Below are 25,605 nucleotides of genomic sequence, written 5' to 3' on the forward strand. Positions count from 1 at the left end.
GTCAGGGGGTGGTGATCAGCGTGCGGCGGTGGCTCACGGCGGCGGAGAAGCCGTCGAGCACCTCGTGCAGCGGGCGCTGCGACTCGGGGGCCAGCGCGAGGGTGTCGCCCTCGGTGGTGATGTGCTTGTCCAGCACGAACCACCCCTGCACCACGTGGTGGGCCCCCAGCGCGGACAGCACCGGCCGCAGCGCGTAGTCCACGGCCAGCACATGCGCGGGGCTGCCGCCGGTGAGGACAGGAAGCACCACCTTGCCCGCCAAGGCGAACTGCGGCAGCAGGTCCAGCAGCGCCTTCAGCACGCCGCTGTAGGCGGCCTTGTAGACCGGTGAGGCCACCAGCACGCCGTCGGCGTCGGCCAGCGCCGCGACCACCTCGGCGATCCGCGGGTCGCCCACGTCGGCGCTCAGCAGCGCTTCGGCGGGCAGGTCGCGCACGCGCACGGTGCGCACCGCGTGGCCGTCACCGCGCAACCGGTCCGCCAGGTGCTCGGCCAGCGCCGCGGTGCGGGAGGTCGGGGAAGGGCTGCCGGACAGCACCAGGATCGAGGACATGTCCACCTCCGGTCAGATCAGCGGGGTGCCGTTGAGGCGTAGCGGCCGACGTGCTGGACCTTCCAGCGCACCGGGTCGTGCAAGGTGTGGGTGCGGGTGTTGCGCCAGTCCCGGTGCGGGTTCACCCCGTCCAGGCAGGCGCGGGCGCCCGCGACCTCGAACAGCGCGCCGGTCGCGTAGTGCTTGGTGCCGTCGAGCACGAACCCGCCTTCGGAGTGCCGGAGCAGCCGGGTCCGGCAGTCCTGCGCGTGCCCGGCCCGCGCCTCGCAGCGGGCGTTGCCGAACCGCTTGCCCGCCAGCACCTCGCCGAACAAGAACGCCTGCTGCTCGGGCGGGCACCGTGATGCCCAGCAGCCCGCCCGCCGACAACTCGGCCGCCGTCCGCGGGGCCTCGGCGTCGTCGGCGATCAGGTGTACCACGTGGGCTCCGGCACCTGGCCCAGCAGCGCGTAGCGCCCGACCTCCGCCCGCTTGTAGGCGATCGGGTCGTGCAGGCTGTGGGTGCGGATGTTGCGCCAGAAGATGTCCAGTCCGACCGAGTTGGCCGACGCACGCGCGCCGGTCACCTCGAAGATCCGGGTGCCGATCTCCAGACCGGTGTCCACCGCCCGCTGCTTGGCCGCCGCGATGACGACCGCGGCCTCGCCGCGCTCCCGCGCGGTCACCTCGTCCGGGTGCGCGTTGATCCGCTCGATCAGCTGCGCGGCCCGCTCGGCCAGCGCCTCCGCCGCCCACAGCTTGGCCTGCAGGTCGCCGTAGGTCTCCAGCACGTGGAACTCCTCGGCCGCGGATTCCTTGTTGTCCCCGCCGTAAGGCCAGGGTCGGGTCCGGTCCCTGGTGTAGGCGGTGGCGGTGGTCAGCGCCCCCTTGGCGATGCCGAGGTAGAAGTTGGTGAACACCAACTGGATCAGCGGCACGTTGAGGGTGTTGTAGGTGCGGGGCCGGAATTCCTTGTCCACATACCCCGCGGCCTGCGTCCACGGCACCCGCACGCCGTTGACCTCGACGCTGCCGCTCTCGGTGAGCCGCTGGCCCAGGTTGTCCCAGTCGTCGTTGAAGACGATGGCGTCCTGCCTCGACGGCACGATGGCGAAGATGTGCTTGTCGCTGCCTTCCAGGACCCCTTCCAGCACCGTGACGTCGGAGACCTTGCCGCCGGTGGAGAACGACTTGCGGCCGGTGAACACGATCTCGTCGCCCTCGTCGGTGATCACCAGGTCGTCGTCGCGCGGGTTGACCGCGCCGCCGAAGAACCACCGCTCGCGGGTGGCCCGCTCCTCCACGGCGACCACCTGTTGCGGGGTCGCCACCAGTCGGGCGGCCCAGAACCACAGGTAGTGGTAGCCGATCAGCTGGCCGATGGACCCGTCGCCCGCGGCGACCTCCCGGATGACCCGGTAGGCGGTGGTCCAGTCCTGCCCGCCGCCGCCGTGCTCGACCGGGCCGAGCAGGGTGACCAGCCCGGAGTCCTTGAGCAATCGCACCTCCGCGTGCGGGGTGGCGCCCGCCCGGTCGCGCGCCAGCGCGTCGGTGGCCAGCAGCGCGGCGACCTCCCGTGCGCGGGCGACCCACTCGTCCGAAGTGGTGGGCGCGGTGGTCCACACGCGCTGCGCGGCACCGGTCACGGCTGGACTCCGATCGGTTCGGGGGTGGCGGAGGAGGTCTCCAGGGACGCTTCGAGCTCGCGGACCAGGGGCAGCACGCGCTCGCCGAAGTAGGCGATTTCTTCCTTGTAGTGCAGGAAACCCAGCAGCAGCAGGTCCACCCCGCGCCGCTTGTACTCCACGATCCGGTGCGCGATCTGCTCGGGCGTGCCGATGAGCTTGGACCGGAAGCCGTCGTTGTACTGCACGAGATCCTCGAACGAGGAGTCGGCCCACATGCCCTTCTTGTCGGCGGTGGAGCGACCCGCCTGCCGCACCGCGTCGCCGAAGCCGCGCACCGCGTCGACATCGGCCTTGGCGACGATCTCCCGCAGCACCTCGCGCGCTTCCGCCTCGGTGTCGCGGGCGATGAGGAACCCGTTGAGCCCGAAGCGCACCCTGCGACCGTGCGCCGCCGCCGCGGCACCGACCTCGTCGACCTGCTCGGTGACGCCGTCGTAGTCCTTGCCGTTGCTGAAGTACCAGTCCGACACCCGAGCGGCCATCGCGCGCGCCGCGGTGGAGTTGCCGCCCTGGAAGACCTCCGGGTGCGCCCGGCCGGGCAGTTCCAGCGGCTTGGGCTTGAGGGCGTAGCCGCGCAGCCGGTAGAAGTCGCCCGCGAACTCGGCGGACTCCTCGGTCCAGCTCGCCCGCAGCACGCGGATGAACTCCTCGGCGCGGCGGTAGCGCTCGTCGTGCTCCAGCCACGGTTCGCCCAGGGCGGTGAACTCGCCCTTGAACCACCCGCTGACCACGTTCACCGCGGCCCGTCCGCCGGAGACGTGGTCGACCGTGGCGATGAGCTTGGCCAGCACGGCGGGGTGCCACAGGCCGGGGTGCACGGCCGCGATCACCTTCAACCGCCGGGTGGCCAGCAGCAGGGCGAGGCTGAAGCTGGTCGACTCGTGCTGGTGGGCGGCGCCGTAGCTGGCCAGGTAGCGGACCTGGCTGAGGGCGTACTCGAACCCGTTGTCCTCGGCGAGCACGGCGAGTTCGCGGTTGTAGTCGTAGGACCAGTCGGTGCGCTGCTCGATCTCGCTGACGACGAGGCCACCGCTGACGTTGGGCACCCAGTAGGCGAACTTCAGCGGCTCCCGCTCCCGGTTCTCGGGCACGGCAGGACTCCAAGCTTGAGGTGGCGAGGGTGGGGTGGGACCGTCCGCGAGGGACGGCGCGCGGTGTCGTGGTCTAGTCGCGATGTGACCGGCGCGGGAGACAGCCCTGAGCCGCCACGCGGACGAAGTCCACGTGGCGGCGTCGGGTCAACACCACCGGTCGCTGCACGTCCCCCACTCCAGCAGCACAGCGCTACCCGGTCAACGCACGCCGTGCGGCTCCCACATGATGAACGCGCCGGACCCGCATCACCCGGACGGACCTGCCGCGCTCGGGCCGCTACGCCGACCGCGCGCTTCCCGTCCCCGCCGGTGCGCCGGTGTCCGCGAGCCCGACCAGCGCCCGCGGCAGCGGATCCCGGTGCAGGACGCCGAGGCGCTGGGTGGCGCGGGTGAGGGCGACGTAGAGCTCGGCCGCGCCGCGCGGGCCGTCGGCGAGGATGCGGCCGGGGTCCACGACCAGCACGGCGTCGAACTCCAGGCCCTTGGTCTGCGACGGCAGCAGCGCACCGGGCACCCCCGGCGGTCCGATCACGGCGCTGGTGCCCTCGCGGCCGGCTTCCTCGCGCACGAACTCCTCGATGGCGTCGGCCAGTTCTCCGTCGGTGACCGGCCTGGCCCACGGCCGGACGCCGCACGCGCGGACCGACTCCGGCGGCTGGACCCCCGGTGCGAACTCGGCGAGCACCGCGGCGGCGACGGCCATGATCTCGGCCGGGGTGCGGTAGTTCACCGACAGCGACCGGTAGGCCCAGCGGCCGGGCACGTACCGGTCGAGCATCCGGCCCCACGACGTCGCGCCCGCCACCGACCGGCGCTGCGCGAGGTCGCCGACCACGGTGAAGGACCGGTTGGGGCAGCGCCGCATCAGCACGCGCCAGTCCATTTCGGACAGTTCTTGCGCCTCGTCGACCACGACGTGCCGGTAGGTCCAGTCCCGGTCCTCGACGGCGCGCTCGACGAGTGCGCGGGTGTCGTGCTCGACGAAGCGCTCGGCCAGGTCCTCGGCGTAGAGCAGGTCCTGGGCCAGCAGGTGGTCTTCGTCGTCCATCAGGTCGTGGCGCTCCACCTGCAGGATCTCCAGCACGCCCGCGCTGTACTCGGCCTCGGCCTCGCGCTCCCGCTCCGCTGCCCGGTCCGCCTGCCCGGCGGGGCCGAGCAGGTCGACCAGCTCGTCGAGCAGCGGCACGTCCGACACCGTCCAGGCGTCGCCCTCGGCGCGCAGCAGCGCCGGGTCGGCGCCCGCCGCCCGCAGCCGTTCCGGGGAGGTGTACAGCTGCGCCAGCAGGGCCTGCGGGGTCAGCACCGGCCACAGCTGGTCGAGCGCGGCGGTGAAGTCCGCGTTCTGCGCGAGTTCCGCGACCAGGTCCTCCCGCAGCTGCTCCCAGGCTTCGCGGTCGGACCTGGTGAACCAGCCCCGGCTGATCCGCGCTATCGCCCGCTCGGTCAGCACGTAGGTGACGATCTCGGTGAACACTGCGCGGGCCTCGTTGTGCGGCAGCCCGCTCGCCCGCGCCTCCTCCCTGGCCCACCGCGCGGTCTCGGCGTCGATGCGCACCGTGACGTCCCGCAACTCGACCGGCAGCGGGTGCTCGGGCAGCCGCTGCCGGTCGGCCACCGCCGCGGCCAGCACGTCGAGGATTTCCAGCGAACCCTTGAACCGCGCGGCTTCCGGGGTGTCCTCGGCGGTGACGCGCAGACCCGGCACTAGGTCGCCGGTGGTCGCGAACACCACGTCGGACTCGCCCAGGGACGGCAGGACGCGCCCGATGTGGTTCAGGAACGCCGGGTTGGGCCCGACCACGAGCACGCCGTGGCGCTCCATCCGCTCCCGCTGGGTGTAGAGCAGGTAGGCGACGCGGTGCAGCGCCACCACGGTCTTCCCGGTGCCGGGACCGCCCTCGATCACCAGCACACCGGGGTGGTCGAGCCGGATGATGTCGTCCTGCTCCGCCTGGATCGTCGCCACGATGTCGCGCATCCCGTCACCGCGGGGCGCGTTGACCGCCGCGAGCAGGGCGGCGTCCCCGCGCTCGCCACCGCCGGGACGGCCGAGCACCTCGTCGGTGAAGTCGACCACCCGGCGCCCGCGCGTGTGGAACTGGCGGCGGCGGCGCATGTTCTCCGGGTTCGCCCCGGTCGCGACGTAGAACGGACGCGCCGCGGGCGCCCGCCAGTCCAGCAGCACCGGCTCGTAGTCGTTCCCCTCGTCGAACAGACCGATCCGGCCGATGTAGGAGCGCTCACCCGAGACGCTGTCCAGCCTGCCGAAGCACAGCCCGCTGTCCGCCACGTCCAGCCGCTTCACCTGCTTGGCCAGCGCCCGCACCGCGACGTCCCGCTCCACGAGGGTGCCGCCGTCCCCGCGCAACGCCGCCTGGTACTCGCCCTTCACCCGCGCGCGCTCGGCGTCGAGCCGCGAGTAGAGCCCGGCGACGTAGCTCCGCTCGGCGCGCAATTCCTCTTCGTAGTCCTGGTTTGACACATTTCCCCCGGTGCGGCTAAAATGGTTCCAGATACGGCCTGCCATCCCTTGCCCTGCGGATGGCAGGCCGATTTTCTATTGTCCGCCGCTTGTCAAACCTGGTGCCGAACACGCACTCGGCTGCTCCTGTTCCACGCAGGTCCCGGCTTCGAGCGGGAATTCTGCGGCCCCACCGGGGGCTTGCCGCAAGTCCCCCGGTGGGCTATACCTTGGAGTGGGACGAAAGACATCCCGCATCGCCCCGGCTCAACGGCACAGGACGATCTCGCGCGCCATGTGCGAAAGCTTCTCGGGATTGCGCACGGCGTAGAGCCCGCTGATCAGACCGTCGTCGACGCGCACCGCCACGACGGTGTCGATCTCGCCGTCGAGCAGGACGACCAGCGCCGGGCAGCCGTTGACCTGCGCGGGCCGCAGCGACAGCGCGTCGGCGACGCGCTCCAGCCCGGCGGTCATCAGACGCCCCACCTTGTCGGCCCCCACGACGGGCCGCAGGACGGCCTGCTTCACCCCGCCGCCGTCACCCAGCAGGACGACGTCGGGAGCCAGCAGGTCGAGCAGGCCGCGCAGGTCCCCCGTCTCCACCGCCCGCCGGAACGCCTCCAGCACGCCGCGGGTCTGGGCCGGGGACACGGCCCCGCGCGGCCTGCGCGCCGCGACGTGCGCCCGCGCCCGGTGGGCGATCTGGCGGACCGCGGCGGGAGTCTTGCCGACGGCTTCGGCGATCTCGTCGTAGGCCAGGCCGAACACCTCGCGCAGCACGAACACCGCGCGCTCGGTCGGCCCCAGCGTCTCCAGCACCAGCAGCATCGCCATCGAGACGCTGTCGGCCAGCTCCACGTCCTCGGCCACGTCGGGCGCGGTCAGCAGCGGCTCGGGCAGCCAGGGGCCGACGTAGGACTCCTTGCGGCGGCCCAGCGCGCGCAGCCTGCCCAGCGCCTGGCGGGTGGTGATCCGGACCAGGTACGCGCGCTGGTCGCGCACCTGGTCGAGGTCGACGCCCGCCCACCGCAGCCAGGTCTCCTGCAGGACGTCCTCGGCGTCGGCCGCCGAGCCGAGCATCTCGTAGGCGACGGTGAACAGCAGGTTGCGGTGGGCGAGGAATGCCTCGGTGGCGGGGTCGGGGCGACCGTGGGGTGCGACCTGCGACGTACCGGCCATGAGTGGTTCTCCCCTCGCGCGTGACTGCGTTGCCCATCAGATGCCGCGGCCCGTCGTGCTGTGACACCCATCCGCCGTGGCGTGCGTCACGCCGCCGTGCTGTCACGGGGGCAGGCGCGCGGGCATCTGGTGTTCGTCCGGTGCCGCACCACGAGAGGACGAAGTCATGGACGCCCGGTTCGACCTGTTCCACAACGAGATCGCCGCGAAGTTCGCCAAGCGGTTCGCCAACACCGGCATGGTGGTCCACCAGTCGCCGCTGCCGAAGTCCACTCAGGAACTGGTGTCGCTGCGCGCCAGCCAGATCAACGGCTGCGGCTGGTGCGTCGACATGCACGTCAAGGAGGCCGCGGCGGCGGGCGAGACCCCGGTCCGGCTCGCCCTGGTCGCGGTCTGGCGCGAGTCCACCGTGTTCACCGAGGCCGAGCGGGCCGCGCTGGCGTTCGCCGAGGAGGGCACCCGGCTCGCCGACGCGCACACCGGCGTGTCCGACCAGACCTGGGCCCTGGTGCGCGAGCACTACGACGACGACCAGGTGGCCGCGCTGATCTGCCTGGTGGCCCTGATCAACGCGGCCAACCGGCTCGCCGTGATCGCGCACCAGCGCGGGGGTTCCTACGAGCCCGGCGCGTTCGCCGCCGCGTTCGACTGATCCGGGGAGGAAAGAGCACAGTGGACGGTGACGGAGAAGGAGAAGGACTCTGTCCCGTCCACTGTCAACATATAGCGCAACCGGGGCCTTGCGGCAAGACCCCGGTCCTGCCCCAGAATCCTCCGCCGTAAGCGGGAACTGGGGAAATGAGGAACGCCGAAGTGCGTGCGCCGTGGGAAACCGATGTGATCGTGGTGGGCGCGGGCCCCACCGGCCTGATGCTGGCCGCCGAGCTGCGCCTGGCCGGGGTGCGGGTGCTGCTGCTGGAGCGGCACCCGCGGCAGCGGCAGACGCCGAGGGCGGGCGGGCTGGGCGGGCAGGTCGTGCACCTGCTGCGCTACCGGGGGCTGCTGGAGCGGGTCAGGGAGGTCGTCCCCGGTCCCCATCCCGCTCCGCGGTTCCCGTTCGGCGGTGTGCACCTGGACCTCACGGGGCTGGCCGATCCCCCGCTGCAGGCGCTGCCGCTGCCGCAGACGCGGCTGGAGCACCTGCTCGACGAACGGGCCCGCGAACTCGGCGCCGAGGTGCGCCGCGGACACGAGGTGACGGGGTTCGCCCAGGACGACGACGCGGTGACCGCAGAGGTGCGCGGCCCGGACGGACCGTACCGGGTCAGCGCCCGGTACCTGGTGGGCTGCGACGGCGGGCGCAGTCGGGTACGCACCATGGCGGGCATCCCGTTCCCCGGCACCACCTACCCGGAAGTCAACCGGCTGGGGCAGGTCACCTTGCACGACTCGGTGACCGCGCTGGACAACGGCGACCTCGACGTGCCCGGCCTGGGCCGGGTGCGGGCGGGGTTCACCCGCACCGAGGCGGGCATGTTCGCGGTCGGCTCGCTCACCCCCGGCGTGCTGCTCATCCAGACCACCGAGGACGAGGCCGCCGAAGTCGACGACGACGCGCCGATGACGCTGACCGAGCTGCGGGACAGCATCCGCCGCGTGCTCGGCGGGGAGCTGCCCCTGGGCGACCCGCTGCGGCTGTCCCGCTACCAGTTCCAGGCCCGGCAGGCCGAGCGTTACCGCGACGGGCGCGTCCTGCTGGCGGGCGACGCGGCGCACCTGCTCCCCGCCACGGGTGTGGCGATCAACGCGGGCGCGCTCGACGCGGTCAACCTCGCCTGGAAACTGGCCGCCGAGGTCCACGGCTGGGCGCCGCCCGGCCTGCTGGACACCTACCACGAGGAACGTCACTTCGCGGGCGCGCGGGCGCTGCTGCAGACCAGGGCGCAGGTGGCGCTGCGGCGCGGGCACGACCCGGCCGCCCAAGCCCTGCGCGAGGTGTTCCAGGAACTGCTCCGCGACGAGCAGCCCCGGCGCCGCCTGGCGGCCCTCGTCGCGGGGGCCGACACCCGCTACCCCGACGCCGCCGCCGACCACCCGCTGACCGGGGCCTTCGTGCCCGACCTCGACCTGCGCACCGACCAGGGCGCCACCAGCGTCGCGGAGCTCATGCGCGCCGCGCGGCCCGTCCTGCTCGACCTCGCCGACCGACCGGAGCTGCGCCGGGCCGCCGAGGACTGGGGGCACCGCGTCGACCTGCGCACCGCGAAGACCGGTGACCGACCGGCCGACGCACTGCTCATCCGCCCCGACGCCCACGTGGCCTGGACCGTTCCCCTGGACCAGCCCGCCGACACCGCCGTCCCCGCGCTGCGGGAGGCGCTGGCCCGCTGGTTCGGCACGCCGTGAGACCGGCGGTCCGCAAGAGGTGAGGATCACACGCTTTTCGTCCGGCAGATGACCGGTAGGCCCAGGTCGCGGACATAGGGTCGGCCCGTCATCCCGACACGGAGGAGGAGCGACGGCGTTGGCCAAGGTGCAGTCGGACCCGCAGCGCGTGGAGCAGGACGCCCGCACCAGGTTCGCCAACCTGGACGAACCGCCCCCGGCCGTCCGCGACGCCGACAACCGCCTGGTGCAGCTGACGCCGAACGCCCGGTTCCTGGAGATCAGGCGCCGGGCCCGGCTGATCGCCGTCAGCGACGGGCTCGCCGAGGCCGTGGCCCTCCTGCTCGGCGGCGACGGCGCGCGGGTGAGCGTGGACCACGTGCGGGTCGACCCCGCCGAGTCCCGCGACGAGCAGGTGATGGCCGTGCGGGGCACCATCCGGGGCGTTGACGCGGTGGTGCCCCTGCGGCCCGGCGCCCTGCACCTGCACGCCTACCCGGCCACCGACGACATCGAGCTCACCGGTGAGCCGCTGCTGAGCGTCGAGCTGTCGCCCGATGTCCGCCAGAGCGACGGCTGGGTGCCCGCGGCGGCCATCGTCGCCGCGCTGCGGGAGCACTTCGGCTGAAGCCGGGCCGTCAGGGCAGGGTCCACCGGAACGCGCGCGAGGTGTCGCGGTACAGGGTGTTGCCGACCACCACGCCCGCGTTGTTCAGCGCCGCCGGTTTCGCCGGGAGGTCGTCGGGGGTGGGCAGTCCGATGAGGACACCGGCGCGCCAGTGGAACGGGCGCGGCTGCCCGTCGACGGTGTGCCAGCCGACGACCTCGCCGCGGTCGTTCACCGCGACGGCCTCGCTCTCGCCGGACGTGCCGAGGTCGACCAGCGCGCCGTCGCGCCACAGCGCCGCCTCGCGCACCCCCTCGTCGAGGTGCCAGCCCACCACGTCGCCGTCCTCGTTGATCGCGCGGGCGTTGTCGGCGACGCCTGCGACGTCGCCGGGCAGGACCGCGGGCCGGTCGGCGGTCCACACCACCGCCCGGCTGGTCGAGCCCACCGACCAGGTCGCGGCGACCGAGTCGGACTCGTTGATCGCCGCGACGGAGTAGGAACCCCCGTCCCCCGCGACGGGCAGCCGGGCGCAGCCGGTGGCCGAGCAGCGGAACGCGAAGGCGGCGGCGCCGTCCTTGGGCGCCAGGGAGCCCGCTGTCGAACCCCGGTGGTTCGCGGCCTGGTGGTACGACCGCGCGCCCTGGGGGGACAGCGGCAGGTCGGCGAACGCACCCTGCCGCCACGCGCCCGCGCGGTCGTTGTCGTAGAATTCGGGGTCGTTCACGTTGTTGTACCCGACCGGGATGACGCCCGCGTCGCTGATGTCGCGGATCGTCATGCGGCCCGTCCCGCGCTGCGGTGGTGTCCGGTCGACCACCCGGCCGTTCTCCCAGGCGCGTGCGTAGTGGACTTGGGCGCCGCCCTCCTTGGTGACGAACGAGAACACCACGTCGCCGCGCTCGTTGATGCCGCTGCCGTGACCGGTTCCCAGGATGGCGGGTGTCGTGCCGTCCCAGCGGACGGCTTCGAGCCGACCGGGCAGCGGACCGGAGGTCGGTGGCGTCCAGCCCGACCCCGCCGCCTGTCCGGCCTCGTTGAGCGCCGACACCACCGCGGCGGCCACGTGCGGCGGCGGTGGCAGCTCCTCGAATGCGACCGCCGCGTGGGCGGGTGGCGCGGTGAGGGCGAGCGTGGCGAGCACGGTCAGCGCGGGCGGCGACCATCGCATGGCGGTACCCCTGCCTCGTCGGGTGCGTGGACGGCCAGGAGCACGGTAGTGGCGGCAGCGGCCGACCGGTCCCGCCGAGCGGGTCCACCCGCGGCTGGGCCGGTCGGGTGTCAGGACAGCGGCAGGTCCGGCGGGATCTGCAGCGCCACGGTGATCAGCGAGTGGATGCGGTTGGCGATGGCCGCCAGCAGGCCGTGCACCTCCGGCGACGCGGTCTCCGCGGCGGTGTGCAGGGTGCGCAGGTCCTCGTCGATGCGCCCGAGGATCGCGCCGACGTCGGCGGTGCGCGCGGACAGCGCCGCGGCGATCTCCTCCAGCGGCAGGCCCTGCACCTCCAGTCGGCGCACGAGGTGGATGCGGTCCACGTCGTCGGCGGTGTAGAGGCGGTAGTTGCTCGCCGTCCGCTTGGCGGGCGTGAGCAGGCCGAGCGTGGTGTAGTAGTCCACCGTGCGGATGCTGACGCCCGCACGGGTGGCCAGCTCGCCGATCCTCAGCAGCGCTTCCGCCACGACACGCCCCCTCCGCCCAAGTACGGAAAACCGTACAGTGTCACGTGCTACCGTGAAGTATGCCTGACGACGCTGACGCCGACGCGTGTAGTAGCAGGCCGGGTGCGTCCCGGCTGAGCGAGTTCGTCCCCGCCGCGGGTGCGGCGTGGTGATCCTGTCCGGTCTCGCGGCGATCGTGGTGCTGACCGCCGCCACCGGTTACTTCGTGGCCCAGGAGTTCGCCTACATGGCGGTCGACCGGGGCAGGCTCCAGCACTTGGCCGAGGGCGGCGACCGGGCCGCCGCGCGGGCGCTGCGGGTGACCCGGCGGCTGTCGTTCATGCTCTCCGGCGCCCAGCTGGGCATCACGGTGACCGCGCTGCTGGCCGGTTACGCGGCCGAGCCGCTGCTGGGGGCGGGGCTGGCCGCGCTGCTGGGGCCCACCGGCCTGCCCGAGGCCGCGGCGGTGCCGCTGTCGATGGCGGTGGCGCTGGTGTTCGCCACGGCGGTGCAGATGGTGCTCGGCGAGCTGCTGCCGAAGAACCTGGCCATCGCCGAGCCCGAAGCGCTGGCCAAGGCGCTCGCGGGCAGCACGCTGGCCTACCTGGCCGTGGCGGGCCCGGTGATCCGGCTGTTCGACACCGCGGCCACCGGGCTGTTGCGCGCCATGGGCGTCGAGCCGGTGGAGGAGCTGCCGCAGGGCGCGGACCCCGAGGACCTGCGCCGGATCATCGGCGACGCGGCCAGCCAGGGCCACCTCGACGCGGAGCTGACGCGGCTGCTGGAGCACGGGCTGGGGTTCCGCGAGCTGGTCGCCGAGCAGGCGATGACGCCGCGCGTGGCGGTGCGCACCGTCCGCGCCGACGAGCCCGCCGCGCGCGTGGTGGAGCTGCTGGACACCGGGCACTCCCGGTTCCCGGTGGTCGGCGACGACCTGGACGACCTGCGCGGTGTGGTCGGGTTGGCCGAGGTGCTGGGCGTGGAGCCGGAGCGGCGCGGGTCGACCCCGGTGGGCGGCATCGCCACCCCGGCGCTGGTGGTGCCCGCGACGCTGCCGCTGCCCGCGGTGCTGGAGCGGCTGCGCGCCGAGCACCGGCAGCTGGCGTGCGTGGTGGACGAGTTCGGCGGGTTCGCGGGCGTGGTCTCGCTGGAGGACCTGGCCGAGGAGCTGGTCGGTGAGATCCACGACGAGGACGACCTGGTCGAGGAGGTCGTCCGGCCGCTGGAGGACGGCGCCTGGCTGGTGCCCGGCCGGATGCGCGTGGACGAGATCGAGGACGCCACCGGGGTGGTGCTGCCCGCCCACGACGCCTACGACACCGTGTCCGGGCTGGTGCTGCACCGGCTCGGCCGCACGGCCCGGATCGGGGACGAGGTCGCGGTCGGGGACGTGCGCGTGCGGGTGGCCGCGGTGACGCGGAACGTGCCCGGCAGCGTGGTGCTCACCAGCCGCGCGCAGGACCGGGCGCAGGACCGGGAGGAGGCCCGGTGAGCACCTCGTGGTCGTTGCTCGTCTCGCTGTTCCTGCTGGCCGCCAACGCTTTCTTCGTCGCCGCCGAGTTCGCCCTCATCGCCGCCAAGCGGCACCGCCTGGAGCAGGCGGCGGGCACCAGCCGCGCCGCGCGCGCGGCGGTGGCGGGCACCCGCGAGCTGTCGCTGATGCTGGCGGGCGCCCAGCTCGGCATCACCCTGTGCACGCTGGGACTGGGCGCGCTGGCCAAACCCGCTGTGGCCGACCTGGTCGGCCCGCCGCTGCGCGCGCTCGGCCTGCCCTCGGGCGCGTCCTCCGCCGTCGCGTTCACCACCAGCCTGGTGCTGGTGGTGTTCCTGCACATGGTCGTCGGCGAGATGGCCCCGAAGTCCTGGGCGATCTCCCACCCCGAGCGGTCGGCGCTGCTGCTGGCGCTGCCGTTCCGCGCCTTCGCCACGGCGACCCGCTGGCTGCTCAGCGGGCTCAACCGCACGACCAACGGGTTGCTGCGCCTGGCCAAGGTCCAGCCGCAGGAGGAGCTGGCGCAGGCCCACCGGCCGGAGGAGCTGCGGATGCTGGTGCGGCAGTCCGGCGAGCACGGGCTGATCCCCGAGGGCCAGCAGCGGCTGCTGACCAGGATGCTGCAGCTGCAGGCCACCACCCTGGCGCAGGTGGTGGTGCCCCTGGACCGCACGCTGACCGTCGCGGAGGGCACCACCGCGCGGGAGATCGAGCGCCGCAGCCGGGAGTCCGGGCGCTCCCGCTTCCCCGTCACCGCCCCCGACGGGCGGTTCGCGGGCCTGGTGCACGTCCGCGAGGCGGTGCGCGCCACGGCCCGCGGCCGCGCGTCGACCGCCCGCGACCTGATGACCGCGCCGCTGACGCTGCCCGCGACCATGCCCGTGGCCAGCGCGGTGACCGCGATGCGCGCGGACCGCGCGCAGCTGGCGCTGGTGTCCGACGCGGACGGTCGCGTGGTGGGCATCACCGCCCTGGAAGACCTCCTCGAAGAGCTGATCGGCGACTTCGAGGACGAAACCGACACACCCCTGCGCGCGAGCGCACCGCCTGGAGGAAAACCCTGATGTTCAAACGGATGCTCAGCGCTTTCGGCGTCGGCGGCCCGTCCGTGGACACCGTGCTGGACTCCCCGCACGCCACGCCCGGCCAGGTGATCACCGGCCAGGTCCGCATCCAGGGCGGCAGCGTCGACGCCCACATCGACCAGATCGTGCTGTCGCTGGTCACCCGCGTCGAGGTCGAGCACGGCGACCACGAGTTCGGCGGCACGGCCGAGTTCCTGCGCCTGCCCGTCGCCCAGGGCGTCCGGGTGGCGGCGGGGCAGCCGCTGTCGGTGTCGTTCCAGCTGCCGCTGCCGTGGGAGACCCCGATCACCGCGGTGGGCGGGCAGCCGCTGCCGGGGATGACCGTGGGGGTGCGCACCGAGCTGGTCATCTCCGGCGCCCCCGACAAGGGCGACCTGGACCCGGTCCTGGTCGGGCCGCTGCCCTCCCAGGAGCGCGTGCTCGACGCCTTCGGGCAGCTGGGCTTCCAGTTCCGGGGCGCGGACGTGGAGGCGGGCCGGATCCACGGGGTGAACCAGCAGCTCGGCTTCTACCAGGAGATCGAGTTCTTCCCGCCCGCCCAGTTCGCCGGGCGGCTCAACCAGGTCGAGCTGACCTTCGTCACCAGCCCGCACGAGCTGGTCGTGGTGCTGGAGGCGGACAAGCGCGGCGGCCTGCTGCACTCCGGCGGCGACGCCTTCGGCCGCTTCCACGTCTCCCACCAGGACGCCGCGGGCACCGACTGGGTCTCCGCGATCAACCAGTGGATGACGCAGGTCGCCGAGCGCGGCGGGCACGCCGCCTACGGGCACCCCGGTTACCCGCAGCCGGGCTACGGCCACCACGGGCACCACGGCCACCACGGTTCCGGCATGGGCGGGGTGGTCGCGGGCGCCGCGGCGGGCATCGTCGGCGGCATGGTCCTCGGCGAGGTCGTCGAGGAGGTCTTCGAGGACGACGGCGGGGACTTCGGCGGGGACTTCGGCTTCGAGGAGTGACCCGCTCGGCCCCGGCGGCGCGGCGCGCCGCCGGGGCCGCCCCCGGTCAGCGGCGGCCTGCCGAGTGGGCGGCCACCAGTAGTCGCTTGTCCGGCTTCCCGCTGGGCGCCAGCGGCACCTCGTCGATCACCGCGATGCGCGCGGGCACGCACGCCTGGCCGAGGTGCTCGCCCACCAGTGCCCGCAACGAGGCCACGTCGGGGGTCCGCCCCGCCGACGGCACCACGAAGGCGTGCACCGCCTCTCCGGTGTCCTCGTCGGGCACGCCGACCACGTGCGCCTCCGCGACGTCGGGGTGGGTGGCCAGCAGCCGTTCGATCGGCCCGGTGTAGTAGAGGTTGGCGTTGACGATGACCACGTCCCGCGTGCGCCCGACCAGGTGCAGCCGCCCGTCGGCGTCGAAGCGGCCGAGGTCGCGCGTGCGCACCCAGCCGTCGACGAACACCCGCGCGGTCTCCTCCGGATCGGCCCAGTAGCCGGTGGCCTGCCCCTGGGTGCGCACGTACAGCTCACCGTCCACACCGGACGGCACCGGTTCGCCGTCCGGGCCGCGTGCCACCACGTCCACGGGCGGGAACCCGACCGAGCCGGGGGTGTCCCACGGCGTGGCCATGGAGATCGTGCCGGTCTCGCTCTGCCCGTACCCGTGGAAGACGACCGGCCCGAGCACGTCGAGCGCTTCGCGGTGCGCGGACGCCTCCAGCGGTGACCCGGACACCACCAGCGCCCGCAGGCCGCTCAGGTCGACGGGGGCGGTGCGCTGGGCGGCGACGAGCTTGCGCAGCCGCGGCACGGTGATCACGCTCGCGGACGCCCGGTGCTCGGTGAGCGCGCGGGGGAAGGCGGGCTGGTCGGCGACGACCATGGTCCCGCCCGCGGCGATCGAGAGCACCCCGTACTCCAGCATCACCTGGCTGCTCAACGAGCCGAAGACCAGGTAGCGCCGCAGTCGGGGCGCCAGCTCCCGGATCGCGGGGGGCCACGCCTCCGGTCGGGCCGTCCACGCCGCGCCCAGCGCGGCGTAGGTCTGCGCGCAGGCCTTCGGGTCGCCGGTGCTGCCGCTGGTGCAGATGAGCCTGGCCACGTCGTGCGGGCGGCCGGACAGGCGCAGCGGGCCCTCCTCCTCGGGCGCGGTCAGCAGTTCGGCGACGGTCAGGGTCCTCGGCGCGTGCGGGGGCTCGGTGGCGGCGTCGGTCACCACCGCGTCGACGTGCAGGCCCATGACCTGCCGCAGCTGGCGGTCGGTCAGTCCCGGCCGCACACCGACGACCCGCGCCCCGACCACGTGGCAGGCCAGGATCGCCGCGAACGCCTCGGCGTTGACCCCCACGACCGCGGCGACACCGCTGCCCGGCCCGATGCCCGCCGCCCGCAGCCCGGCCGCCAGCCGCCGGACCAGCCCGAGCAGCCCGGTCCCGCTGGTGCCGCGCGCGCCGTGCTCGAAGACGGTCCGGTCGCCCGCCGCGGCGAGCAGGTCCAGCACGCGCCGGGGGTAGGGCTCACCCGTCACTGGCCAGGCACCCCTTGACGAACACCGCCAGCGGTTGCTGGTGCACCGACGGCAGGTTCCACTCGTTCTCCAGGTTCTCGGCCAGGTGGTGGGTGCCCGCCAGCGCGCCGTGGCGGTAGTACCGCACCACCGGGTGCAGGTAGCTCGCGTCGTGGGCGTTGGCGGCGTCGTTCTCCGCCACGCGCGGGACGGAGATGTCGAACGGGTCGACGCTGTCGTGGTCGGGCCCGTACTCCAGCGTGGTGACGAACCGGTGCTCGGCGTCGCCGAGGCCGCCGTCGGCGATGTAGGCGGTCGGCACCTCTTCCTGGTACAGCGCGGTGGAATCGTCGACCGTGACCACGTCGCCCATCACGGCGAACTGCTGCCACAGGGCGGAGGAGCGGTTCACGCGGGCGATGATCGCGTCGCTGATGGCCTCGGGGGTGGGCTCGACCTTCTCCGCGGGCCAGTTCTCGCCGTGGTAGCGGCTGGCCAGGATGCGGTGCAGCGCCCGGACCCCGTACCGGAAGCCGTGGATGAACCCGCTGGTGGACTTCTTGAAGTCGCGCTGCTGGGTCACCGTGCCCGCGAAGTACAGGTCGGGCACGGTGGTCGACTCGTAGGCCGGGGTCTGCTCGGGGAAGCGGTCCTTGATGACCAGCGCCGGGCGGCAGCTTTCGTCGAACACCGAGGCGTCGAAGCGGAAGCCGGTGCAGGCGATCACCCGGTCGTAGAACAGCTCGCGCAGCTTCTCCACCGTGCGGGCGTAGCGGAACACCACCCGGTAGCGGCCGTCGTCGCGGCGCTCGATGCTCTCCACGGTGCCGTCCAGGACCGCGTTCTCGGACTTGAGCTGGTAGGTGTCGAGGAAGTTGTTGTTCACCGCGCGCAGGTGCCCGACGTAGTGCGTCTGCCAGGCCAGCTTGACCGAGTGCGGCCCGGCCAGGTGGATGACCGCGGCCTTCTCCACCAGCGCGTCGGCGGTCTCGAACCCGGAGTTGCCCTTGCCGATCACCAGGACCCGCTGGCCGGTGAAGGAGGCCGGGTCGGTGTCGAAGGTGTCGTAGCGCTCGGCGGTCTCGATGCCGGGGATCGGCGGGAGGTAGAGCTGGGACACCCCGGTGGCCATCACCAGCCGCCGCCCACGCCAGGTCCGTCCACTGTGGTCGGTGGCGGTGAAACCGCTGTCGTCCCTGCTGATCCGGGTGATGTCGGTGTCGTAGCGCACGCGCACACCGGTCTTCGAGGCGAAGTCGGACAGGTAGCGCACGAGATCGTCGGCGGCCGGGAAGTACCGCTCGCTGTAGCGGGTGAACAGCAGTTCCGGGTCGTCGCTGAGCAGCGAGTTCCAGTCCATCCGCATCCGCCGCTCCGGGTCCTGGGAGCCGGTGTGCACCTTGTTGATCGAGATCAGCTTGCGGTGGCGCGGGTACCGCGTGAAGAAGGTGCCGGGACCGCTGCCGCGCTCCAGGACGAGGTAGTCGTGACCGTCACGCTCCAGGTGGGCGGCGAGCTGCAACCCGGCGGGCCCGGCCCCGATGATCAGGTAGTCGTGCGTCATGCCGGGGAAGTTACTGGCGTGATCTCAGAGCCTTCTGAGATCACGTCCCTAGGGTCTGGGGCGTGCCCAGCAACGTGCCTGCCGACAACTCCGCCGAAGGCCCCATCGACCTCGGCGCCCCGCTGAGCCTGACCGACCTGCGCCGCGCCGCGGCACCGGTGCCCGTGGTGCTCGGCGCCCCCGTGCGCGACCGGGTGGAGCGCGGCCGGGAGTTCCTGCGCTCCGTGCTGCGCGAGCAGGACCGCCCGGTCTACGGCGCGACGACCGGTTTCGGCGCCCTCGTCGGGTTCGCGGGCCGCCAGGACGAGGCCGACCAGTGCGACAACACGCTGGCCCACCTGGGCGCGGGGCAGGGACCGGACCTGCCGCCCGAGGTGAGCCGGGCCGCGCTCCTGGTGCGCGCGTGGTCCCTCGCACAGGGCGTGTCCGGGGTGTCCGCGCACGTGGTCGACGGGCTCGCCGCGATGTTCGCGACCACGTTCGTCCCGGCGATCCCCCGCTACGGCTCGGTCGGCGCCAGCGGGGACCTGATCCCGCTGGCCTACGCCGCCCAGGCGCTGCGCGGCCGGGGCCACGCGCACTTCGACGGGCGGCGGATGCCCGCCGACGACGCGCTGCGCCTGGCCGGGCTGACCCCGTTGTCGCTCAACGGCCGCGACGCCCTCGCGCTGGTCAACGGCACCTCGCTGACCACCGCCGCGACGGCGCTGGCACTGGCCGAGATCCGGGCCTGCCACCGCGCGGTGTGCGCGCTGACCTGCCTGCTGGTCGACCTGCTCGGCTGCGATCCCGGCTTCCTCGACGCGCGCCTGCTCGGCGCGTACGGCCACGCGGGCGCGGGCGCCGTCGCCGAGGACATGCGCGGGGTCCTCGCCGGGCTCACCCCCAGCGGCACGCGCGCCTTGCAGGAGCCCTACAGCATCCGCTGCTCGCCGCAGCTGCTGGGCGCGGCCGAGGACGCCCTGCGCTACGTGGACGGCGTCATCCGGGCCGACCTGGGCAGCGTCAGCGACAACCCGCTGTTCTTCCCCGAGGACGGCTCGGTGGTGCACGGCGGCAACTTCTTCGGCCAGCCCGCCGCGTTCGCCGCCGACGTGCTGGCACTGGTGACCGCCCAGGTCGGCAACCTCGCCGAGCGGCAGCTCGACCTGCTGGTGGACCCGGCCCGCAACGGCGGCCTGCCACCGATGCTCGCGGCCGGTCCCGGCCAGCAGCACGGGTTGCAGGGCGTGCAGCTGGCCACCACGGCGTTCATCGCCGAACTCCGCCGCACCGCCACTCCCGCGAGCACGCAGAGCCTGCCGACCAACCTGCACAACCAGGACGTCGTGCCGTTCGGCACGCAGGCCGCGCTGCGCGCCTACGACGGCGCCGCCCTGCTGCGCCTGCTGTGCGGCTCGCTGGCGCTGGGCCTGCGGCAGGCGGCGCACGTCGGCGCTCGCCGCCCCACCGCGCCCGGCTGCGCGCGGCTGCTGGACGCGCTGGTCGAGGCGATCCCGCCGGTCGACCCGGACCGCCCGCTGGACGCCGAGGTCCGCAGGGCCGCCGAGCTGGTCACCGCGCTGGACGCCCGGCTCGCGCCCGCGAGCACCACTCGGCCCGCCCGGTGACCGCCTCCCCGGCGACCCGGACGCGCGACTCAGGGTGCGCGAACGCGCGACTCGCGGTGTCCGGGCGCGCGACTGGCGGGCTTGCCACCGCGAGGAGCGGGGACCTGCGCGACCCCTGGCAGGCGGATGGTGAACTCCGCGCCGCGACCGGGGTGGCCGACGGCCTCCACCGTGCCGCCGTGGCTGGTGACGACCTCGCGGAGCAGGGCGAGGCCCAGCCCGTACCGGCGCTCCCCGGCCCCTGGTCCGCGGTGGAAGCGGTCGAACAGCCGGTCGGCCCAGGCCGGGTCGAACCCGTCACCGGTGTCGGCCACGGTCAGCGCGACCACTCCCCCGGCCCGCCCCATGCTCAGCGCGACCCGGCCGCCCGGCGGGGTGTGCCCGACCGCGTTGGCCAGCAGCTCGCCGACCGCGCGGCGCAGGGCCGAGTCCACGCCCCTGACCAGCAGGGGCCCGTCCGGGCGGTCGACGGTGAGGGTGAGCTGCCGCTCCGCCGCGCGCTCGGCCTCGGCGGCCACCGCGGACTCGGCGACCTCGGCCAGGTCGACCGGTCCGCGGTCGGCGTCGGCGGGGTCCGCGGTGAGCCGCGCGGACAGCAGCAGGTCGTCGATGATCTCGCCGAACCGGCGGATCGAGCCCGCGAGCCGGTCCAGCCCGGCCAGGTGCTCCACCGGCAGGGCCGCCGCCACCGCGCGGCGGCTGAGCACCTGCACCCTGGTGTACGCCCTGGCCACCGGGGTGCGCAGCTCGTGGCTGGCGTCGGTGATGAACCGGCGCTGCTTGGCCAGCGCCTCGGCCAGCGGCGCGACCGCCCGTCTGCCCACGACCACGCCGGTGACCACCGCGGCGAGCAGGCCCACCAGCTCGCCGACGGCCAGCGCGGCCAGCAGGAAGCGCCGGTCGGCCAGCTGGTAGCGCAGGTCGGCGACGGCCTGGACCGCGCCGCCGCCGCGGGGCTGCGTGCGGACCGCGTACGAGGTGCCGTCGCGCTCGACGGTGCGCTCCACGGCCGACCGCGAGGCGCGCACCGCTTCCAGGTCTTCGCGCAGCGGGAACCCGGCGGGCCCCCGCGCCGGAGCGTCGTCGAGCGTGAACAGCCACGTGCACGGGGGCGGGGCCGCCGGGTCGCCGCGCTCGGCGTTGTAGCGCAGCTCCCGCCACACCCGGTCGTCCTGCCGGTGGACCAGCACGCCGTAGGCGATGCAGCCGACCAGCGCGACCACCGCGGTGATCACCAGTCCGGTCAGCGCGCCGACCTTGACCCCCGCCCGCCGGACCGCGGCCCGCTCGGCCTGGGCCCACGACCCGCTCACAGCGCGCCCAGCCGGTAGCCCCGGCCGTGCACCGTGCGCACCACCTGGCGGCCCAGCTTGCGCCGCAGGTAGTAGACGTAGGTGTCCACTATGGAGGGTGCGGGCGCTTCGTGGAAGACCTCGCGGCGCAACCGCGTCCGCGAGTGCACTGCCTCCGGTCGGCTCGCCAGCACCCGCAGCAGCTCGAACTCGCGCTGCGCGAGTCCCACCCGCTGCCCGTCGGGCAGCACGACCTCGCGCAGGCCGAGGTCCAGGTGCGCCGCGCCGACGCGCAGCACGCCGGTGGCCTCCAGCGCACGCCTGCTCAGCGCCCTGATCCGGGCGCTGAGCTCGTCCAGGTCGAACGGCTTGACCAGGTAGTCGTCGGCGCCCGCGTCCAGGCCGTCGACCCGGTCGCGCACCGTGCCCATCGCGGTCAGCAGCAGCGCCCTGGCCCGGACCTCCTTGGAGCGCAGCCGGACCAGCAGGTCCAGCCCGCCCAGCACGGGCAGCCCGCGGTCGATGACCACGACGTCGTAGCGGCGGGTCAGGCCCAGGTGCAGCCCCCGCTGACCGTCCGTGGCCACGTCCACGTCATAGCCCTCGTCGCTCAGCGCGCCGCTGAGCAGTTCCACGAGTTCGTCGTCGTCCTCGACCAGCAGCAGCCTGCAAGGGCCGGGTGGTCTTCGTCCGGTGGCCAGCACACCGTCAGAATCCCACCGGACTTGATCTCGTCAAGCGACGAATGGATCACTGTGCGTGATTGACAGCAAACTCCGAAGTTCGGCCTTCCCGCGCCGCCCGACGATCGCGGGGAAGATTCCTCCGGGCCGCTGTCCATTCGGCGGTGTCCCGTTCGTGGTGATGTCGTGCGGCGGCCCCGCCGCACGACAGCGGGACACGACCCAGGGAGTCAGACCGTGAAGTACATGCTGCTGATCATGGCCGATGCCGTCGACGAGAACGGCGGCGCGGCCGGGTGCTCGGTCGAGGACTGGGTGGCCTACGACAAGCAGGTGCGGGAGGCCGGGATCTTCGTCTCCGGGGAGTCGCTGGCCGACCTGGTCACCGCCACCACCGTGCGGGTCGGCCAGGACGGCGGGCGGATCGTCACCGACGGGCCGTTCGCCGAGAGCCGGGAGCTGCTGGGCGGCTTCTACGTGATCGACGTGCCGGACCTGGACGCCGCGCTGGACTGGGCCGCGCGCTGCCCCGGCGCGCGGGACGGGGCCGTCGTGGTCCGCCCGGTCGCCGGGTTCGGGGGCTGAGCGCGGTGGACGAGCGGACCGCCGGGTCGCCGGTGGCGTCGGTGGAGGCGGTGTTCCGGGAGGAGCGCGGCAGGCTCCTGGCGGCCCTCGTCCGCCGCTTCGGCGACCTGGACCTGGCCGAGGAGGTCACCTCCGAGGCGGTCGAGGCCGCGCTGGCGCGCTGGCCGGTCGAGGGCGTCCCGCCCAGCCCCGGCGGGTGGCTGGTGACCACCGCGCGCCGCAAGGCCGTGGACCGGCTGCGGCGCGACCAGGTCCTGGCCACCCGGCTGGCCCTGTTGCGGGTGGAGGCGGAGCGGGCGGGCCCGGTCCCGGCCGCGGAGGCGGGGGCGGGCGGCGAGCTGCCCGACGAGCGGCTGCTGCTGTTCTTCACCTGCGCCCACCCGGCGCTGGCGGCCGAGGACCGCGCGGCGCTGACCCTGCACTGCCTGGCCGGGCTGACCACGCCCGAGGTGGCGCGGACCTTCCTGGTGCGGCCCGCGACGATGGCCAAGCGGATCACGCGGGCCAAGAGGAAGATCCGCGAAGCCCGCATCCCCTTCCGCGTGCCGGGCGCGGACGAGTGGCCCGAGCGGCTGCCCGGCGTGCTCCAGGTGGTCTACTCGATCTTCACCGAGGGCTACGCGGCCAGCGCGGGCCCGCACCTGCAGCGGCTCGACCTCGCCGAGGAGGCCATCCGACTGGCCCGCATCCTGCGCCGGTTGCTGCCCCGCGAGCGGGAGGTCGCGGGGCTGCTCGGGCTGGTGCTGCTGGTCCACGCCCGGCGCGGCGCCCGCACCGGCCCCGAGGGCGAACCGGTGCTGCTGCACGAGCAGGACCGGGCCCGCTGGGACCGCCCGATGATCCAGGAGGGCCTGGGGCTGGTGCCCGTGGCGCTGACCGGCGGCCCACCCGGCCCGTACGGGGTGCAGGCCGCGATCGCCGCCCTGCACGACGAGGCCCCGTCGCTGGAGGCCACCGACTGGCCCCAGGTCGTCGCGCTCTACGACGTGCTGCTCGCGCTGGCGCCTTCCCCGGTCGTCGCGCTGAACCGGGCGGTGGCGGTGGCGATGCGCGACGGCCCGCGAGCGGGCCTCGCGCTGCTCGACGAACTGGCGGGCGAGCCGCTGCTGCGCGACCACCACCCCTACCCGGCCGCCAGGGCCGACCTGCTGCACCGGCTCGGCCGCCACGCCGAGGCCGCCGAGTCCTACCGCGAGGCGCTGGATTTGGCGGGCACCGAGCCCGAACGCGCGCTGCTGCGGCGCAGGCTGGAGGCGGCGCGGCGGCGCGAGCGGTGAGCAGGAGGCCCGCTCACCGCAGGCGGGGGGCGAGCAGGAGGCCGGTCACCGCGTCGGTGAGCGCTTCGCCGACGAACGCCCAGTCCGCGGGCACACCGGTGCCTGCGGCGACGCGCTCCTGCTGGGCGCAGGTGTGGATGATCGCCAGCCGCGCCGCCTGGGTGCGCAGCGCCACCTCGGCGGGCGACAGGTCGGGGGCGAGGGCCCACACCGCGGCCAGGCTCTCCTCGACGTAGGGCACCAGCAGTGGGTCCGCGCGCACGCCGCTGTCCAGCGCCGGGTCGGTGGCGACCTGGGCGGCGAACCGGGCGTACCAGCTGGGCACGCCCAGCTCGGCGAGGTGCTCGGTGTGCGGCAGGACCAGGCAGGCGATGTGCTCGCGGGGATCGGCGGACCCCCTGGTCGCCTCGACCCTGCGCCGCAGGCGTCGCCCGATCGGTTCGGCGTGGGCGAGGGCGATGGCGCGGATCACGTCGGCGCGGGTGCCGAAGTGGTAGGTCAACGCGGAGTTGTTGGCCTGCCCGGCGGCTTCGACGATCTGCCGGTTGGACACCTGCGCGAGCCCGCGTTCGGCGTACAGGCGCTCGGCGGTGCGCAGCAGCAGCGCGCGAGTGGCCTCCGCCTGCTCCTGACGCGAACCCGGCCGCGAAGACGACGTGTCGCTGTTCACGCCGGTCATCCTCTCCCCACCCGGCCCAGCGGTCGCGATGACCTATCTATACAAAGAGTCACGGAGGTATATCGGAAAGTAAGCAGACAATCATCTGACTTAATCAGTACGGTGGAACGCACCCCTCCCGAGGAGCCGACGATGACCACCGCGGAACCCAGGCCCTACCCGTTCACCCCACCGGACCGCCTGGAACCCGACCCGCAGCTGTCGACGCTGCGAGCCCGGCAACCCCTGGTCCGGGTACAACTGCCCTACGGCGAACCGGCGTGGCTGGCGACCCGGTACGAGGACGTCCGGACCGTCCTCGGCGACCCCCGGTTCAGCCGGGCCGGGGCCGCGGGCCGCGACCAACCACGACTGCGCCCCCACCCCACCCCGCCCGACAACATCCTGAGCCTGGACCCACCCGACCACACCCGGCTGCGCAGACTGGTCGCCAAGGCGTTCACCACCCGCCGGGTCGAGCGGCTGCGCCCACGGGTCCAGCGGATCGCCGACGAACTGGTCGACTCGATGCTCACCCAGGGCCCACCGGCCGACCTGGTCGAGGACTTCGCCCTGCCACTGCCCATCACCGTCATCTGCGAACTGCTCGGCGTGCCCCTCCACGACCGGGCGGACTTCCGCACCTGGTCCGACGCCGTGCTGTCCACCACCAAGTTCACCCCCGAACAGATCCGCGACAACGTCGGGAAACTGCGCGGCTACGTGCGGGACCTCATCGCCCAACGCCGCCGGACCGCCACCGACGACCTGCTCAGCGGCCTGGTCGCCGCCCGCGACGACGAGGACCGCCTCTCCGAGGACGAGATGCTGTCACTGGCCGAGACGCTGCTCGTCGCGGGACACGAGACCACCGCCTCGCAGATCCCCAACTTCGTGTACGTGCTGCTGACCCACCCCGACCAGCTGGAACGCCTGCGCGCCGACCCCGGACTGGTACCACTCGCGGTCGAAGAGCTGATGCGCTACGTCCCGCTCGGCGTCGGCGCGAGCATCCCCCGCTACGCCCTGGAGGACGTCGAGCTCAGCGGCGTGCTGGTGCGCGCGGGCGAACCCGTCCTGGCCTCGCTGAACTCCGCCAACCGCGACGAATCCGCCTACACCGACCCCGACCGGCTCGACCTGACCCGCCAACAGGCCTCCCACGTGGGCTTCGGCCACGGAGCACACCACTGCCTGGGCGCTCCGCTGGCCAGGGTGGAACTCCAGATCGCCCTGCGAGTCCTGCTGCGACGGCTGCCCGGCCTGCGCTTCGCCGAAGACCCCGACGCCTGCGTCGAGTGGAAGCAGGGCCTGTCCCTGTCCGGCCCCACCCGCATGTCGATCACCTGGGACTGACCACCAGGCA

Annotated in this window: 23 protein-coding genes; 10 read left to right on the forward strand and 13 right to left on the reverse strand. The window is 73.8% G+C overall.

All coding sequences use genetic code 11. The annotated features are described in order from the left end of the window. Position 1 precedes the first annotated feature (1 nt). The 6 genes from ssuE to IEZ00_RS27635 all read right to left on the reverse strand — a co-directional run bounded on the left by ssuE (position 2) and on the right by IEZ00_RS27635 (position 6,957). Positions 2 to 553 (reverse strand): NADPH-dependent FMN reductase, encoded by a 552-nt coding sequence (ssuE, locus tag IEZ00_RS27610; protein ID WP_189226270.1) that lies wholly within the window; start codon positions 551 to 553, stop codon positions 2 to 4. Between the two features lie 17 nt (positions 554 to 570). Continuing rightward, on the reverse strand, positions 571 to 867 hold the full coding sequence (locus IEZ00_RS37235; protein WP_229796147.1) for a hypothetical protein: 297 nt from the start codon (positions 865 to 867) through the stop codon (positions 571 to 573). A 93-nt stretch (positions 868 to 960) separates the two neighbouring features. Next, positions 961 to 2,178 (reverse strand): acyl-CoA dehydrogenase family protein, encoded by a 1,218-nt coding sequence (locus tag IEZ00_RS27620; protein ID WP_189226271.1) that lies wholly within the window; start codon positions 2,176 to 2,178, stop codon positions 961 to 963. Further along, positions 2,175 to 3,311, reverse strand: a complete 1,137-nt coding sequence (gene sfnG, locus IEZ00_RS27625; protein ID WP_189226272.1) for a dimethylsulfone monooxygenase SfnG — start codon at positions 3,309 to 3,311, stop codon at positions 2,175 to 2,177. Before sfnG ends, IEZ00_RS27620 begins: the two co-directional genes overlap by 4 nt. Before the next feature lie 280 nt (positions 3,312 to 3,591). Beyond that, positions 3,592 to 5,796 (reverse strand): RNA polymerase recycling motor ATPase HelR, encoded by a 2,205-nt coding sequence (gene helR / locus IEZ00_RS27630; RefSeq protein ID WP_189226273.1) that lies wholly within the window; start codon positions 5,794 to 5,796, stop codon positions 3,592 to 3,594. A gap of 246 nt (positions 5,797 to 6,042) precedes the next feature. Further along, positions 6,043 to 6,957, reverse strand: coding sequence for an RNA polymerase sigma-70 factor (locus IEZ00_RS27635; RefSeq protein ID WP_189226274.1), 915 nt, complete (start codon positions 6,955 to 6,957; stop codon positions 6,043 to 6,045). A gap of 166 nt (positions 6,958 to 7,123) precedes the next feature. On the opposite strand from IEZ00_RS27635, the gene IEZ00_RS27640 reads away from it, so the two are divergent. The 3 genes from IEZ00_RS27640 (at position 7,124) to IEZ00_RS27650 (ending at position 9,910) form a co-directional block, all read left to right on the forward strand. Beyond that, positions 7,124 to 7,609, forward strand: coding sequence for a carboxymuconolactone decarboxylase family protein (locus IEZ00_RS27640; RefSeq protein ID WP_189226275.1), 486 nt, complete (start codon positions 7,124 to 7,126; stop codon positions 7,607 to 7,609). Between the two features lie 146 nt (positions 7,610 to 7,755). Further along, positions 7,756 to 9,303 (forward strand): FAD-dependent oxidoreductase, encoded by a 1,548-nt coding sequence (locus IEZ00_RS27645; RefSeq protein WP_189226276.1) that lies wholly within the window; start codon positions 7,756 to 7,758, stop codon positions 9,301 to 9,303. Between the two features lie 118 nt (positions 9,304 to 9,421). Beyond that, the gene (locus IEZ00_RS27650) at positions 9,422 to 9,910 is read left to right on the forward strand and encodes a hypothetical protein (RefSeq protein WP_189226277.1); all 489 of its coding nucleotides are present in this window, start codon (positions 9,422 to 9,424) and stop codon (positions 9,908 to 9,910) included. 10 nt (positions 9,911 to 9,920) lie between these two features. Here IEZ00_RS27650 and IEZ00_RS27655 read toward each other — a convergent pair whose 3' ends face one another. Both IEZ00_RS27655 and IEZ00_RS27660 read right to left on the reverse strand, forming a co-directional pair. Beyond that, positions 9,921 to 11,060, reverse strand: a complete 1,140-nt coding sequence (locus IEZ00_RS27655) for a hypothetical protein (RefSeq protein ID WP_189226278.1) — start codon at positions 11,058 to 11,060, stop codon at positions 9,921 to 9,923. 110 nt (positions 11,061 to 11,170) lie between these two features. After that, positions 11,171 to 11,569: a MerR family transcriptional regulator gene (locus IEZ00_RS27660; RefSeq protein WP_189226279.1), complete on the reverse strand. Its 399-nt coding sequence runs from the start codon at positions 11,567 to 11,569 to the stop codon at positions 11,171 to 11,173. Positions 11,570 to 11,717: 148 nt separating this feature from the next. Here IEZ00_RS27660 and IEZ00_RS27665 point away from each other — a divergent pair, with 148 nt between their 5' ends. Genes IEZ00_RS27665 through IEZ00_RS27675 form a run of 3 tightly spaced genes read left to right on the forward strand, consistent with a single transcriptional unit; the run spans position 11,718 to position 15,081 of the window. Next, entirely contained in the window at positions 11,718 to 13,040 is a 1,323-nt protein-coding gene (locus tag IEZ00_RS27665; protein ID WP_229796148.1) for a hemolysin family protein, read from the forward strand. Beyond that, positions 13,037 to 14,104 carry a hemolysin family protein gene (locus IEZ00_RS27670; protein WP_189226281.1) on the forward strand — a complete coding sequence of 356 codons (1,068 nt, stop codon included), beginning with the start codon at positions 13,037 to 13,039 and terminating at the stop codon, positions 14,102 to 14,104. Before IEZ00_RS27665 ends, IEZ00_RS27670 begins: the two co-directional genes overlap by 4 nt. Next, positions 14,104 to 15,081, forward strand: coding sequence for a sporulation protein (locus IEZ00_RS27675; protein WP_189226282.1), 978 nt, complete (start codon positions 14,104 to 14,106; stop codon positions 15,079 to 15,081). The genes IEZ00_RS27670 and IEZ00_RS27675 overlap by 1 nt, the downstream gene beginning before the upstream one ends. A gap of 46 nt (positions 15,082 to 15,127) precedes the next feature. On the opposite strand, the gene IEZ00_RS27680 is transcribed toward IEZ00_RS27675, so the two are convergent. Both IEZ00_RS27680 and IEZ00_RS27685 read right to left on the reverse strand, forming a co-directional pair. Next, on the reverse strand, positions 15,128 to 16,591 hold the full coding sequence (locus IEZ00_RS27680) for a class I adenylate-forming enzyme family protein (protein WP_229796149.1): 1,464 nt from the start codon (positions 16,589 to 16,591) through the stop codon (positions 15,128 to 15,130). Continuing rightward, positions 16,581 to 18,134 carry an NAD(P)-binding domain-containing protein gene (locus IEZ00_RS27685; protein ID WP_189226283.1) on the reverse strand — a complete coding sequence of 518 codons (1,554 nt, stop codon included), beginning with the start codon at positions 18,132 to 18,134 and terminating at the stop codon, positions 16,581 to 16,583. The genes IEZ00_RS27680 and IEZ00_RS27685 overlap by 11 nt, the downstream gene beginning before the upstream one ends. Positions 18,135 to 18,196: 62 nt before the next feature. Between IEZ00_RS27685 and IEZ00_RS27690 the strand changes: the two genes are divergently transcribed. Further along, a complete protein-coding gene (locus IEZ00_RS27690) occupies positions 18,197 to 19,744 on the forward strand; it encodes an aromatic amino acid ammonia-lyase (RefSeq protein WP_229796150.1) in 1,548 nt (515 codons plus the stop codon). Between the two features lie 29 nt (positions 19,745 to 19,773). Here the strand turns inward: IEZ00_RS27690 and IEZ00_RS27695 are convergent, their stop codons facing one another. Together IEZ00_RS27695 and IEZ00_RS27700 are read right to left on the reverse strand one after the other, a co-directional pair. Then, positions 19,774 to 21,057 carry a sensor histidine kinase gene (locus IEZ00_RS27695; protein WP_189226284.1) on the reverse strand — a complete coding sequence of 428 codons (1,284 nt, stop codon included), beginning with the start codon at positions 21,055 to 21,057 and terminating at the stop codon, positions 19,774 to 19,776. Next, a complete protein-coding gene (locus tag IEZ00_RS27700) occupies positions 21,054 to 21,701 on the reverse strand; it encodes a response regulator transcription factor (protein ID WP_189226396.1) in 648 nt (215 codons plus the stop codon). The genes IEZ00_RS27695 and IEZ00_RS27700 overlap by 4 nt, the downstream gene beginning before the upstream one ends. A 255-nt stretch (positions 21,702 to 21,956) precedes the next feature. Between IEZ00_RS27700 and IEZ00_RS27705 the strand changes: the two genes are divergently transcribed. Both IEZ00_RS27705 and IEZ00_RS27710 read left to right on the forward strand, forming a co-directional pair. Continuing rightward, positions 21,957 to 22,304: a YciI family protein gene (locus IEZ00_RS27705; RefSeq protein ID WP_189226285.1), complete on the forward strand. Its 348-nt coding sequence runs from the start codon at positions 21,957 to 21,959 to the stop codon at positions 22,302 to 22,304. A gap of 5 nt (positions 22,305 to 22,309) precedes the next feature. After that, complete coding sequence (locus IEZ00_RS27710) at positions 22,310 to 23,581, forward strand: RNA polymerase sigma factor (RefSeq protein WP_189226286.1); 1,272 nt, start codon at positions 22,310 to 22,312, stop codon at positions 23,579 to 23,581. Between the two features lie 13 nt (positions 23,582 to 23,594). Here IEZ00_RS27710 and IEZ00_RS27715 read toward each other — a convergent pair whose 3' ends face one another. Continuing rightward, entirely contained in the window at positions 23,595 to 24,251 is a 657-nt protein-coding gene (locus tag IEZ00_RS27715; protein ID WP_229796151.1) for a TetR/AcrR family transcriptional regulator, read from the reverse strand. Between the two features lie 141 nt (positions 24,252 to 24,392). On the opposite strand from IEZ00_RS27715, the gene IEZ00_RS27720 reads away from it, so the two are divergent. Beyond that, positions 24,393 to 25,595: a cytochrome P450 gene (locus IEZ00_RS27720; RefSeq protein WP_189226288.1), complete on the forward strand. Its 1,203-nt coding sequence runs from the start codon at positions 24,393 to 24,395 to the stop codon at positions 25,593 to 25,595. Positions 25,596 to 25,605 lie beyond the last annotated feature (10 nt).

The sequence above is a fragment of the Saccharothrix coeruleofusca genome, assembly GCF_014648515.1.
In the GTDB taxonomy this organism is placed as follows: domain Bacteria; phylum Actinomycetota; class Actinomycetes; order Mycobacteriales; family Pseudonocardiaceae; genus Actinosynnema; species Actinosynnema coeruleofuscum.

Coding starts and splice junctions, on each gene's coding strand:
- IEZ00_RS27720 (WP_189226288.1), top strand. CDS start 24,393: ATGACCACCGCGGAACCCAGGCCCTACCCGTTCACCCCACCGGACCGC.
- IEZ00_RS27640 (WP_189226275.1), top strand. CDS start 7,124: ATGGACGCCCGGTTCGACCTGTTCCACAACGAGATCGCCGCGAAGTTC.
- IEZ00_RS27645 (WP_189226276.1), top strand. CDS start 7,756: ATGAGGAACGCCGAAGTGCGTGCGCCGTGGGAAACCGATGTGATCGTG.
- IEZ00_RS27685 (WP_189226283.1), bottom strand. CDS start 18,134: ATGACGCACGACTACCTGATCATCGGGGCCGGGCCCGCCGGGTTGCAG.
- IEZ00_RS27655 (WP_189226278.1), bottom strand. CDS start 11,060: ATGCGATGGTCGCCGCCCGCGCTGACCGTGCTCGCCACGCTCGCCCTC.
- IEZ00_RS27675 (WP_189226282.1), top strand. CDS start 14,104: ATGTTCAAACGGATGCTCAGCGCTTTCGGCGTCGGCGGCCCGTCCGTG.
- ssuE (WP_189226270.1), bottom strand. CDS start 553: ATGTCCTCGATCCTGGTGCTGTCCGGCAGCCCTTCCCCGACCTCCCGC.
- IEZ00_RS27635 (WP_189226274.1), bottom strand. CDS start 6,957: ATGGCCGGTACGTCGCAGGTCGCACCCCACGGTCGCCCCGACCCCGCC.